Here is a 12839-nt window from a genome sequence, read left to right on the forward strand (position 1 = left end):
TTCTGGGGGTCGATCACACGCGGTCGATGTGCTTCTCGCCGAACAGGCCCTCGGGCCGCACCAGCAGGAAGAGCAGGGCCAGCACGTAGGGGAACCAGCCTTCGATGCCGCCGAAGTTGCCGCCGAACATGGCCTGCATCACCGGAGGGATGTACACCTCGGCGAGCTTCTCGCTGGCGCCGATGATCAGGCCGCCGACGATGGCGCCGGGCACCGAGGTGAAGCCCCCCAGGATCAGCACCGGCAGGGCCTTCAGGGCAGTGAAGGTGAGGGCGAACTGGACACCGTTGCGGGCACCCCAGAGCATCCCCGCCACCAGGGCGACGAAACCGGCCACGCCCCAGACGATGGCCCAGATGCGTTCCAGCGGGATGCCGATGGACAGGGCGGCCTGGTGGTCGTCGGCCACGGCGCGCAGGGCGCGGCCGACCCGGGTGTATTGGAAGAACAGGGCCAGGCCGGTGACCAGCAGGCCGGCGATCAGCGCCGCCACCAGGTCGAAGCGGGAGACCACGATGCCCAGGCTGTCGAGCACGCTCTCGATCGGCTCGTCCACGATGCCGATGTCCAGGCCGCGCACCGAGTGCCCCCACACCAGGGGCGCGAAGCCCTCGACGAAAAAGGTCAGGCCGATGGTGGCCATGAACAGGGAGATGGGCGTCTGGTTGACCATCTTGCGCAGCACGAACTTCTCGGTGGCCATGCCGAACAGCAGCATGATGAAGAAGGCCAGGATCAGGGCCAGCCACAGGGGGGCGCCCTTCTCCATGCAGCCGACCACCGACAGGGCGGCGAAGTACACCATCGCCCCCTGGGCGAAGTTGAACACGCCGGATGCCTTGTAGATCAGCACGAAGCCCAGGGCCACCAGGGAGTACATCACCCCGGAGAGCAGGCCGCCGATGAGGATTTCAAAAAAGAACTGCATGGTGTCCGTCCTCTTTCCTATGTCTCAGTGCTGGGTGCCCAGGTAGGCGGCGATCACCTCGGGATTGTTCTTCACCTCGTCGGGCACGCCGTCGCCGATCTTCTTGCCGTAGTCGAGGACCACCACCCGATCGGAGATGTCCATCACCACGCCCATGTCGTGCTCGATCAGGACGATGGTGGTGCCGAACTGGTCGTTCACGTCGAGGATGAAACGGCACATGTCCTGTTTCTCTTCCACGTTCATGCCGGCCATGGGCTCGTCGAGGAGCAGCAGGTTGGGCTCGGCGGCCAATGCCCGGCCCAGTTCGACCCGCTTTTGCAGGCCGTAGGGCAGGCGGCCCACCGGGGTCTTGCGGATGTGCTGGATTTCGAGGAAGTCGATCACCTCTTCCACCTTCTTGCGGTGCTCCAGCTCCTCGTTGCGCGCCCGGCCCCAGAAGAAGGCCTGCTCCACAAGGGTGGCCTTCATCTTCAGGTTGCGCCCGGTCATCAGGTTGTCGAGCACGCTCATGCCCTTGAACAGGGCGATGTTCTGGAAGGTGCGGGCGAAGCCCTGGCCGGCGGCCTCGTAGGGTTCCATCTTGCGACGCTCCTCGCCCCGGTAAATGATCTTGCCCTCCTGGGGGTGGTACACGCCGTTGATGACGTTGAGCATGGAGCTCTTGCCCGCGCCGTTGGGGCCGATGATCGAGCGGATTTCGTGCTCGCGGATGTTGAAGCTGATGTCGGTCAGCGCCTTCACGCCGCCGAAGCGTAGCGAGATGTTCTGCAGGTCAACAATGACCTCGCCGATTTGTCGAGCCACTGTGGTGTCTCCTCCGTGGCGGCGGTGGCGGCCGTCCCCTTTGGGCCGGCCGGTCCGCCGTGATGAACTCGGATGTGCGGATCGGGAAAGGATCGGAAGGGGCGCTCAGGCGGCCTGGCGCTGCGGCACCGCGAACACCTTGGCGTCGCCGATGCGCAGGTCGGCGGCCACCATGCCGGTGCGCCCGTCCTCGAACTTGACCTGGGTTTCGATGTACTGGCTGGCGCGGCCGGCGTAGAAGGCCTCCACCAGCACCCCGTACTTTTCGGCGATGAAGCCGCGGCGCACCTTGCGGGTGCGGGTCAGCTCGTCGTCGTCCGGGTCCAGCTCCTTGTGCAGCACGAGGAAGCGGGCCACCTGGGAATCGGCCAGCATCGGGTCGTGGATCAACTCCGCGTTCACCTTCTCGATGCACTCCTGGATCAGGGTGTACACCTCGGGCTTGGCCGCCAGGTCGGTGTAGCCGGCGTAGGCGATGCCGCGCTTCTCGGCCCAGTTGCCCACCGCCTCCATGTCGATGTTGATGAAGGCGCACACCTGGCCCCGGTTGTGGCCGAAGCACACCGCTTCCTTGATGTAGGGGAAGAACTTGAGCTTGTTCTCGATGTAGTTGGGGGCGAACATCGCGCCGTTGGCCAGCTTGCCCACGTCCTTGGCCCGGTCGATGATCTTCAGGTGGCCGTCCTCGTCGAAGAAGCCGGCGTCGCCGGTGAGGAAGTAGCCGTCGGCGTCGATCGACTCGGCGGTGGAATCGGGCCGCTTGTAGTACTCCTTGAGCAACATCGGCCCCTTGACCAGGATCTCGCCCTTGTCGGAGATCTTCACCTCGACGAAAGGCCCGGGCTTGCCCACCGAATCGAGCTTGATCTCGCCGCTGGGCTGGAGGCAGACGTAGGCGCAGGTTTCGGTCTGGCCGTAGAACTGCTTGAGGTTGATGCCGATGGAGCGGTAGAAGCGGAACAGGTCGGGGCCGATCGCCGCGCCAGCGGTGTAGCCGACCCGGATGCGGCTCAGGCCGAGCACGTTCTTGAGCGGGCCGTAGACCAGCACGTTGCCCAAGGCGTAGAGCAGGCGGTCGCCGCCGCCCACCGGCTTGCCGTCCAGGATGTCGGCGCCGCAGCGCTTGGCCACGTCCATGAAGAAATGGAACATGCGGCGCTTGATCGCTCCGGCGTCCTCCATGCGGATCATCACCTGGGTGAGCAGGTTCTCGAAGATGCGCGGCGGGGCGAAGTAGTAGGTGGGCCCGATCTCGCGCAGGTCGGACATGACCGTGTCGGACGATTCGGGACAGTTGATGGTGAAGCCCGCCACCAGCGCCTGGGCATAGGAGAACAGGTGGTCGCCGACCCAGGCCATGGGCAGGTAGGAGAGCACTTCCTCGTCGGCGGTCAGCGCGTCGAACTGGCAGGCGCCCTTGGCGGCGCTGATGAAGGCGTGGTGGGTCTGGCAGACGCCCTTGGGCTTGCCGGTGGTGCCCGAGGTGTACAGCATCACCGCCGTGTCGTCGCTCCGCCCCTTGTCGATCTCGGCGGCGACCACCCCGGCGTGGGCGGCGTTGTACTCGCGGCCCAGGTCCATCGCCGCTTCGACGAAGTGCAGGTAGGGCTGGTCATAGTGGCGCATGCCCCGGGGGTCGTCATAGACGATGTGGGCCAGGGCCGGCAGGCTGTCGCGGATTTCCAGCAGCTTGTCCACCTGCTCCTGGTTCTCGGCGAAGGCGAAGGTCACGCCCGCGTCCAGCAGGGCGAACTGCATCTCGGTGGCCACCGCGTCCTGATAAAGGGGCACGGGCACCGCGCCCAGGCACTGCACGGCCAGCATGGCCTGGTACAGGCGCGGCCGGTTGTCGCCGATGATGGCGACGTTGTCGCCGCGTTGCAGGCCCAGCTTGGCCAGGCCGCCGGCCAGGGCCACCACCTGTTCCCGGGCATCCTCCCAGGTCCAGGTCTGCCAGATGCCCAGGTCCTTTTCCCGCATGGCGGGCTGGTTGCCCCGGACCCGGGCATGGTGCATCAACAGTCGGGGAAAGGTGTCGAGCCCTTCCACTGCCTTGCTCGCCTTGTCAGGCATGGTCGTCTCCTCCGTTGCCACCTCACCGCGCCAGACCTCGCCGGGCGGTTGGAACAATTCGGGGGCGGGTGGGGCGGCTTGTCTGCCGCGCCGGCCGTTTTCGGTCTCACCCGCCGGTGTCGTTGCTGCCGGAAGCCTGTATCCGTGCCGGTCCTGCCTTGGGCCATGTTAGGCGCGGGGCCTGACACGGCACTTACGGCATAGTAAAACCATTTACCGAAACAGCTTCTGGGAACGCAGTCTAGTGACAAGTGGCGCCTATAATTGTCGTCTGGCTGACATTTGCGAAAAAAAATGCAAACGCTCAAAGAAGCAATCCGAGGTGCCGTCTGGGCGAGGGAACTGGACGAGGAAGCCCTGGCCCGCGTCGAGGCGGGCACCGTCGAACGCAAGATTCCCGCCGGCGGTTTCGTCTGCCATCGCGGCGAACCCACCGAGCACTGGATCGGCGTGGTGGAGGGGCTGGCCAAGATGAGCAGCCACTGGATCACCGGCAAGACCATGACCTTCACCGGCGTGCCCACCGGCGGCTGGTTCGGCGAGGGCTCCCTGCTCAAGCGCGAAATCCGCAAGTACGACGTGCTGGCCCTGCGCGAATCCCGGGTGGCCTACATGGGGGCGGGCACCTTCTACTGGCTGCTCGACCACAGCATTCCCTTCAACCGCTTTCTGCTCACCCAGCTCAACGAGCGCCTCGGCCAGTTCATCGGCATGGTGGAGTACGAGCGCATGCTCGACACCGATGCGCGCATCGCTCGCTGCATCGCCGCCCTGTTCAACCCGGTCCTGTACCCGGGCACCGGCGCCGAGCTGGGGATTTCCCAGGAAGAAATCGGCTACCTGGCCGGCGTCTCGCGCCAGCGGGTGAACCAGGGGCTGAAGGTCCTGGAGGACGCGGGCCTGCTCTCCCTCAACTACGGCAAGGTCACCGTCCTCGACGTGGACGGCCTGCGCCGCTTTGGGCTCTGAAGCCCCCGGGTCAGCCGGCCGGGCCGGCCACCTGGACCCGGTTGCGGCCTTCCGCCTTGGCGGCATAGAGGGCCTCGTCGGCGGCCTGGAAGAGGCGCCGCCAGGCCCCTTCCCCGGGCGGGCATTCGGCCACGCCGAAACTGCAGGTGACCGGCACCGCCAGCCCCTCCTCCACCGCCACCGGGCGGGACTCCACTGCCTGGCGCAGCTTTTCGGCCTTGGCCCGCAGGGTGGGCAGCCCGGGGCTGGGCTGGGCGAGGAAGGCGAATTCCTCGCCGCCGTAGCGCACCAGGATGTCCGAATCCCGGGTCAGGGCCTGGATGCGCCGCGCCACCTCCTGCAACACCCGGTCCCCGGCCAGGTGGCCGTGGGTGTCGTTGATGCGCTTGAAGTAGTCGATGTCGAACAGGATCAGCCCGGCCGGCGGCCCTTCGGCCTCGGGCAGGGACAGGTCCTCGCCGAACTGCTCCAGAGCGCGGCGGTTGAAGAGGCCGGTCAAGGCGTCGGTCTCGGCCTGACGGCGCAGCCGCTCGCTCAGCACCTGCCGTTCCCGGTCCCGGGCCAGGGCCTCGCGCTGGCGCAGGCGCAGCACGGCGATAGCCTCGAACAGGGCCGACATTTCCCGCCCGGGCGCCGGCGGCGCCGGCACTTCCCGGGTATCGCCGGCGGCCAGGGCAATGATCTCCTCCCGGGCGCGCAGCAGCGGGCGGAACACCTGGCGGTCAGCACCGAGCAGGATCACCAGCAGCACCGTCAGGCTGGCCAGGGCCACCAGCAGGGACAGCAGCATCTCGTTGCGCGCCGCGTCCCGGGCCTCCACGGCCCGGGCCATGGTGAGAACGATGACCCGGTCGCGCAGGGTTTCCAGGGGGCGGAAGTCGGGCACGATGCGCTCGGTGAACTGGCCGGCGCTGAGCGGATAGGGCCGCCCCGCCATGCTCGCCTGGAGCACCTCGTCCACCAGCCCCAGGGCCGTGCCCAGGCGACGCCGCACCTGATCCAGGAGGCGCACCGCGCCGGCGTCGTGAAGCAGCACGTCCACGTGCTGATCGAGGGTCGTGCCGATCTGCTCGACCCGGCCGCGCAGGCGGCTCACCGCATGGCGCTGCACGGGGTTGAGGGGCTGGGCGGTGATCAGGGCCGGCACCAGCTCGGAGCCGATGCGCCCGGCGTTCTCGCGCAGGTCGCCCATCAGGCGGGCGATGATCACCGAGCCGGCCATGCGGCTGTCGTTGTCGATGACCCGGGCGCCGGTGGCGTTGACCACGGGGGCCAGGGCATCCACCACGGCGAACATGCCGCCGATGGCCTGGCGGATTTGCTCGGCACTGCGCTCGCGGCGCGACAGAGCGGCCACCCGGTCCACCTCGCGGCGGGCCTCCGTCAGCTGCTCGCGCAGCCGGGGCAGTGCCTCCAGGGCGGCGCGGCCGGCCTCGTCGCGGCCGTCGATGTTCTCGGCCAGATCCCGCGTCAGTTCGTTCAGGGCCAGGTCGGCGCTTTCCCGGTAAGTATGCAGGCGCGCCAGGTAGGCGCTGTCGGGATCGTTGCCGTCGCCCATGACGCTGTTGGACGGTCCCCGCTCGGCGGAGATCAGGTTGGCGACCCGCAGGGCGGCGTGGAACACCTGGAGGCGTTCGAGGCTGCGGGCGTTGCGGCGGTAATCCTGGAACGAGGGTGATACGACCTGGGCGGCCAGCGTCAGCGCCCCGAGCACGATCACCGCGGCTCCCAGGCGAAGCTTGCGGCTGAGCATTGCGAATCCGATTCCGGTATCCACCTCCCCGGGTGGTCTTGGCCCTGTGGGCTCTTCTTTGGCTAGGTGCATCTGTCTAATTTCGGGCGCCATTCTCCCTGAAAACCACTGCGCTCCCCTGACAAAAAAGAGCCCCCACACTCGCTCACTGCGCTTCACTCGCAGCCCCCCGAGGGGGCGTTTTTGTCTTGGGGCGGCCCAGCGATAAAAAAAACGGCCCCAGGGGGGCCGGGCGCCAGCGAGGCGCGGAGGGGTAGGTCGTCGGCGCGGCGCGCCAGAAAACCCGGCCCGCCGCCGCCACACCGTTCTACCGGAGGAAACTACTGTTTGAAGCCCAGGGCGGCAGATTCCTTATAGATCGCCTCGATGGTGTCCTTGCCGACGCGGCCGGCCATTTCCTTGTGCACCGGCAGCAGGGCCTGGCGCCAGGCTTCCCGCTCCTTGTCGGTCAGGGTGATCACCTTGACCCGGCCGGATGCCTGGATTTTGCGCAGGGCCTCGTCGTTCTCCTGCTGGGCGATGGCGTTGGTGTACTTGGTGGCGTCCTTCATCGCGCCTTCGAGGATGGTGCGGATGTCGGGCGGCAGGCCGTCCCAGAACTTCTTGTTGGTGATCACCGCGTAACCGATGTAGCCGTGGTTGGACACGGTCATGTCCTTCTGCACCTCGTGGGTCTTCTGGGTCCAATAGTTGGACGGGGTGTTCTCGGTGCCGTCCACCACGCCGGTCTGCAAGGCCTGGTACACCTCGGAGAAGGCCATCACCTGGGGCAGGGCGCCCAGGGCGCGCATCTGGGCCTCGAGGATTTTCGAGGACTGGATGCGCATCTTCAGGCCCTTGAAGTCCTTCACTTCGCGCAGGGGCCGGTTGGCGCTCATTTCCTTGAAGCCGTTATCCCAGTAGGCCAAGCCGACGATGCCCTTGGGTTCGAGCTTCTTGAGCATGGCCTGGCCCACCGGGCCGTTGGTCACCCGGTCGAGCACCGCGGCGCTGGGGAAGATGAAGGGCAGGTCGAAGACCTCGAATTCCTTCACGCCCAAGGGGCCGAACTTGGACAGGGACGGGGCGAGCATCTGCACCGAGCCAAGTTGTAGGGCCTCGACCTCTTCCTTGTCCTTGTACAGCTGGCTGTTGGGGTACACCTCGACCTTGACCCGGCCGCCGGTACGCTCTTCGGCCAGTTGCTTGAAGCGCTCGGCGCCCTTGCCCTTGGGGGTGTCGGGCGCCACCACGTGGCTGAACTTGATGACGATCGGGTTAGCGGCGGTCTGAGCCAGGGCCACGGCGGGCAGCGCCGCGGCCAGGGCCAGGGTGACGGCGGTCTTGCGGATGGTGTTCAGTATCTTCATGGTCTCCTCCGTTTATGCACGGTTGTTTTAGGCTGGGTTGGGGTTGAGGGTGCTGCGGGAACAACAGGTGCTACAGGTGCTACTGGTACTGCGAAAAACTCAGGACGCCAGGGCGGCGGCGACGAGCAGGCGTTCGGCCCGGGCGATCACCGGGGCGTCGATCATGCGGCCGTCCACCACCGCGGCGCCGCCGCCGGCGGCCTCGGCCGCGGCGATCACCGCCTTGGCCCAGGCCACCTCGTCGGCGCTGGGGGTGAAGGCCTCGGTGACCGTGCCCACCTGGTTGGGGTGAATCAGCAGTAGGGCGCCGTAACCGTGGTTGCGCGCCCGGTTGGCGTAATAGGACAGAGCCTCGCCGTCGCCGATGGCGGTGAACACGCCATCCACCGGCAGGGGCAGGCCGGCGCGGCGGCTGGCCAGAACAATCATGGCCCGGTAGGGCAGAAAGACCAGCTCTTCCCGGTCGCTCTCGTCCGGGGTCAGGCTCAAATCCACCGCCAGGTCGAGCTTGCCGAACACCAGGCGGGTCGTGCCCGGGGCGGCGGCGATCTCGGCCAGGGCGTCCATGCCGCGGCCGGTCTCGACGATGGGCAGCACCGGCTTGCCGCTGACCCGGTGGCAGTGGCTCACCGCGTCGGCGGTCTCGGCCTTGGGCAGGAGCAGACCGGCCACCCCCGGGTGGCGGCAGGCGGCCAGGTCGGCCTCCATCCAGGCGGTGCCGGTGCCGTTGATGCGCACCACCACGGCAGCCTGGGGATTGGCGTCGAGCCAGACGGTGAGCAGGCCCCGGGCGGTATCCTTGTCGGCGGGGGCCACCGCGTCCTCCAGATCGACGATCACCACGTCGGTGCCGCTGGCCAGGGCCTTGGCGATGCGCTCGGGGCGCGAGGCGGGGACGAACAGGAAGGTGCGGGCGTCGGCCAGGGAAGTCTTGAGCATGGGGTTCTCCGGGTATCCAGGGGGTTAGACCACGCCCTTGGCGTGCAGGTCTGCGGCCCGCCCGGCAAAGCCCAGCTCGGCCAGGATGGCGTCGGTGTGGGCGCCCAGGGCGGGGATCGGGTCCATGCGCGCCGGACGGTCCGGGCCGGTGCCCGGTGGGTAGAGGGCGGGCAGCGGGCCCACCGGCGAGTCCACCGTGGTCCAGCGGCCCCGGGCCTTGAGCTGGGGGTGCTCCCACAGGTCGGCCATGGTGTTGACGTGGGCGTTGGCGATGTCCGCCGCGTCGAGCTTGGCGATCACCGCCTCGGCGCTGCTGCCGGCGAACTCGGCCACGATCAGGTCGTGCAGCTCGGTGCGGTGGGCGGTGCGGGCGGCGTTGTCCACGAAGCGCGGATCGGTCTTGAGGTCGGGGCGCTCCAGCACCTTGTCGCAGAAGGTGGCCCATTCGCGCTCGTTCTGCAGGCCGAGCATGACGGTACGGCCGTCGCCGGCCTTGAACGGGCCGTAGGGGTAGATGGTGGCGTGGGCGGCGCCGGAGCGGCGCGGCGGCTGCTGGCCCTTGTAGGCGTAGTAGAGGGGAAAGCTCATCCACTCCATCATGGTGTCGATCATCGCCACCTCGACGCGCCGTCCCCGGCCGGTGCGGGCCCGCTCCAGCAGGGCGGCGAGGATGCCCGAATAGGCGTACATGCCGGCGGCGATGTCGGCCACCGAGATGCCAGACTTCACTTCTTCTTCCGGAGTGCCGGTCACCGAGAGGAAACCGCCCTCGCTCTGGATCAGCAGGTCGTAGGCCTTCTTCTCAGTGTAGGGGCCACCGTCGCCGTAACCGGAGATATCGCAGACGATCAGGCCCGGGTACTTGGGCGACAGGGCCTCGTAGGACAGCCCCAGGCGGGCGGCGGCGCCCGGCGCCAGGTTCTGCACCAGCACGTCGGCCTTGGCCAGGATGGCTTCGAGGATGTCCCGGGCCTCGGGCTGCTTGAGGTCGAGGCAGAGGCTTTCCTTGGAGCGGTTCACCCAGACGAAGTGGGAGGCCAGGCCATCGACGCGGCGGTCGTAGGCCCGGGCGAAATCGCCCACGCCGGGACGCTCGATCTTGATCACCCGGGCGCCCTGGTCGGCCAGGTGGCGGGTGGCCAGGGGCGCGGCGATGGCGTGCTCCAGGGAGACGACGGTGACGCCCTCGAGGGGCAGATTGGTTGCGGCGGTCATGGTCAATCCAGAAATACGGTGGAGCGGATCAGAACAGGGAAGCGAGGGAAGAGGCGTCGTGCAGGCCCCACACCCGGGCGATCAGGGCGTTAGCTTCGGCCTCGCTGGCGGCGCCGGAGAAACGCGCCAGGCGGCGGGCCTTGTCCTCCAGCTCGGCGCGGGACAAGGGATTGCCCGGGTCGCCCTTGGGCTCGTCCAGGGCGCCGCGCAAGGTGCGGCCATCCACGGTGGTGACCTCAACCCGGCCCAGCCAGCGGCGCGGGTAGGCCCCGTCCACTTCCGGGTCCAGCGCCATGCGCACCTTGGCGCGGAACTCGGCGACGCGAGGGTCGGTCAGGGCGTGGTCGCGGAATTCCTCCAGGCCGGCCTTGCCATGGACGGCGATCAGGCCGAGCACGGTGCCCATGGAAAACTTGGCCTGGTGCACCGTCACCGGCACGTCCACCGCGCCGAGCACGTCGATGGCGCCCTGGTGCACCCGGGCGGTGACGGCGGCGATGTCGGCGGCGGCCAGCCCCTCGCGCTGCATCAGGTCGAGCAGGGCGTCGGCGGCCGGGTGGGTGTGGCGGCACGACGAGTGGAACTTGAACGAGGTTTCCAGCAGGGCCCAGCGGCTGCCCAGGCGATCCACCAGGCGGGCCGGGTCGGCGTCCGAGGACATGCCGGCGGCCAGGCCCTGGGCGCCTTCGAGAATGCGCCGGGCGCCGGTGACGCCGGACTTGGCCAGGTAGGCGGCGGCCAGGCCGTTGGCGGCAGCGTGGGCGGTGTGCAGTTGCTTGGAATCGGCGGCGTCGCGCAGGAATTCCCACAGGCCGGCGGCCTGGGTGCCGGCGGAGCCCAGAGCGTTCACCATTTGGGCCGGGGTCAGGTCGAGCAGGCGGCCCACGGCCACGGCGGCGGCCAGGGTGCCGACGGTGGCCGTGGTGTGGAAGATGCGGTAGTGGGAGCGACCGAGGAACTCGCCGATGCGGATGCCGGCCTCGTAGCCGGCCACCGACGCGGCGATCAGCTCGGCGCCGCTCTTGCCCAGGTCCTGGGCCACCGCCAGGGCGGCGGGAAAGACCACGGTGGCCGGGTGCAGCACCGAGCTGTTGTGCAGGTCGTCCTGCTCCACCAGGTGGGACGAGGCGGCATTCACCCAAGCGGCGAAGAAGGCCGAACTGCGCGCGCGGCTAACCAGAATTTCGGCCGACCCAGTGGCCGGGCCCATGGCCCGGGCGAAGCCCTCGAACTGGGGAATCGGATGCAGGCCCTTGGCGGCCAGGGCCGAGGCGGCCCAGTCGAGGAACAGTTCCTCGGTGCGGGCGACCACCGCCGGGGGCAGCTGGTCGTAGCGCAGGCCGGCGACGAATTCGGCCAGTTCTTGCGTGTAGGCGCGGGGAGCGGTCATGGCGTGTCCTCGGGATCTTAGGGGTGTGGCATACGGGTTTGCACTCGGAGCGAGGAAGCTAAGACGAGGCGCGAAACCGCAAACAGTGGGTTAACGCGGCAAGGCAAAGCTGTCATCGCTTCGAGGGCGAAGCCGTCAGAACGAGCGCGGCAGACCCAGCAGGTGCTCGGCCACGTAGGACAGGATCAGGTTGGTGGAGATCGGCGCCACCTGGTACAGGCGGGTCTCGCGGAACTTGCGCTCGATGTCGTATTCGCAGGCGAAGCCGAAGCCGCCGTGGGTTTGCAGGCAGGCGTTGGCCGCTTCCCAGGAGGCCTTGGCGGCCAGGTGCTTGGCCATGTTGGCGGCGGGGCCGCAGGCCAGGCCGGCGTCGAACTGGGCACAGGCCCGGTAGCGCATCAGGTTGGCGGCCTCGATCTCCATGTGGGCCTCGGCCAGGGGGAACTGGACGCCCTGGTTCTTGCCGATGGGGCGACCGAACACCACCCGCTCGTTGGCGTACTTCACCGCCCGGTCCACGAACCAGTAGCCGTCGCCGATGCACTCGGCGGCGATCAGGGTGCGCTCGGCGTTGAGCCCGTCGAGGATGTACTTGAAGCCCTTGCCCTCTTCGCCGATCAGGTTCTCTTCCGGGATCTCCAGGTTGTCGAAGAACAGCTCGTTGGTCTCGTGGTTCACCATGTTGGGGATGGGACGCACGGTCAGGCCGTGGCCGATGGCCTCGCGCAGATCGACGAGGAAGATCGACATGCCCTCGGTCTTCTTGGCGCACTGGTCCCGGGGCGTGGTGCGGGCCAAGAGGATCATGTAGTCGGAGTGCTGGATGCGGCTGATCCACACCTTCTGGCCGTTCACCACGTAGCGGTCGCCCTGCTTCACGGCGGTGGTCTTGAGCTGGGTGGTGTCGGTGCCGGTGGTGGGCTCGGTCACGCCCATGGACTGGAGGCGCAGCTCGCCGCTGGCGATCTTGGGCAGCAGCATCTGCTTCTGGGCATCGGAACCGTGGCGCAGCAGGGTGCCCATGTTGTACATCTGGCCGTGCACCGTGCCCGAGTTGCCGCCGCAACGGTTCACCTCTTCGAGCACCACCGAGGCCTCGGTCAGGCCCAGGCCGGAACCGCCGTACTCCTCGGGGATCATGGCGGCCAGCCAGCCGGCTTCGGTCAGGGCGTTGACGAATTCCTCGGGGAAGCCGCGGGCCTCGTCCACCTTGCGCCAGTACTCGTCCGGATAGTGGCTGCACAGGTCGCGCACCGCTTCGCGGATTTCCATGTGGGTTTCGTTGAGGTTGAAGTTGAGGAAGGGGGTCATCGGGGCGCTCATTTCGGTCATGTCGGCTGCCGCCTCTGGGCGGTCGGGATCTGTTGGGGTTGGGGTGTCGTCGTTATGCGTTGTTATGCGTCGTTACTCGTCGTT

10 protein-coding genes are annotated in these 12839 nt (G+C 67.9%); 1 reads left to right on the forward strand and 9 read right to left on the reverse strand.

Translation table 11 applies throughout. The features are described from left to right. Positions 1-13 precede the first annotated feature (13 nt). The 3 genes from LWW89_RS07890 to LWW89_RS07900 form a co-directional block, all read right to left on the reverse strand. On the reverse strand, positions 14-928 hold the full coding sequence (locus LWW89_RS07890) for a branched-chain amino acid ABC transporter permease (RefSeq protein ID WP_293263495.1): 915 nt from the start codon (positions 926-928) through the stop codon (positions 14-16). Between the two features lie 24 nt (positions 929-952). Next, complete coding sequence (locus LWW89_RS07895; RefSeq protein WP_293263496.1) at positions 953-1735, reverse strand: ABC transporter ATP-binding protein; 783 nt, start codon at positions 1733-1735, stop codon at positions 953-955. Between the two features lie 105 nt (positions 1736-1840). After that, positions 1841-3808, reverse strand: a complete 1968-nt coding sequence (locus LWW89_RS07900; RefSeq protein WP_293263497.1) for an AMP-binding protein — start codon at positions 3806-3808, stop codon at positions 1841-1843. A gap of 294 nt (positions 3809-4102) precedes the next feature. On the opposite strand from LWW89_RS07900, the gene LWW89_RS07905 reads away from it, so the two are divergent. Next, the gene (locus LWW89_RS07905; RefSeq protein WP_293263498.1) at positions 4103-4777 is read left to right on the forward strand and encodes a Crp/Fnr family transcriptional regulator; all 675 of its coding nucleotides are present in this window, start codon (positions 4103-4105) and stop codon (positions 4775-4777) included. Between the two features lie 10 nt (positions 4778-4787). Here LWW89_RS07905 and LWW89_RS07910 read toward each other — a convergent pair whose 3' ends face one another. The 6 genes from LWW89_RS07910 to LWW89_RS07935 all read right to left on the reverse strand — a co-directional run bounded on the left by LWW89_RS07910 (position 4788) and on the right by LWW89_RS07935 (position 12755). Beyond that, a complete protein-coding gene (locus LWW89_RS07910; RefSeq protein WP_293263499.1) occupies positions 4788-6530 on the reverse strand; it encodes a GGDEF domain-containing protein in 1743 nt (580 codons plus the stop codon). Between the two features lie 320 nt (positions 6531-6850). Beyond that, positions 6851-7879: a TRAP transporter substrate-binding protein gene (locus LWW89_RS07915; protein ID WP_293263500.1), complete on the reverse strand. Its 1029-nt coding sequence runs from the start codon at positions 7877-7879 to the stop codon at positions 6851-6853. 99 nt (positions 7880-7978) lie between these two features. Beyond that, positions 7979-8818 (reverse strand): CoA ester lyase, encoded by an 840-nt coding sequence (locus tag LWW89_RS07920; protein ID WP_293263501.1) that lies wholly within the window; start codon positions 8816-8818, stop codon positions 7979-7981. A gap of 24 nt (positions 8819-8842) precedes the next feature. Further along, positions 8843-10033, reverse strand: a complete 1191-nt coding sequence (locus LWW89_RS07925; protein WP_293263502.1) for a CaiB/BaiF CoA-transferase family protein — start codon at positions 10031-10033, stop codon at positions 8843-8845. 28 nt (positions 10034-10061) lie between these two features. After that, positions 10062-11423 carry an MmgE/PrpD family protein gene (locus tag LWW89_RS07930; protein WP_293263504.1) on the reverse strand — a complete coding sequence of 454 codons (1362 nt, stop codon included), beginning with the start codon at positions 11421-11423 and terminating at the stop codon, positions 10062-10064. Positions 11424-11558: 135 nt separating this feature from the next. Continuing rightward, entirely contained in the window at positions 11559-12755 is a 1197-nt protein-coding gene (locus LWW89_RS07935; RefSeq protein WP_293263506.1) for an acyl-CoA dehydrogenase family protein, read from the reverse strand. Positions 12756-12839 lie beyond the last annotated feature (84 nt).

Origin of the sequence: Oryzomicrobium sp. (assembly GCF_021287045.1) — a bacterium.
Classification (GTDB): Bacteria; Pseudomonadota; Gammaproteobacteria; order Burkholderiales; family Rhodocyclaceae; genus Oryzomicrobium.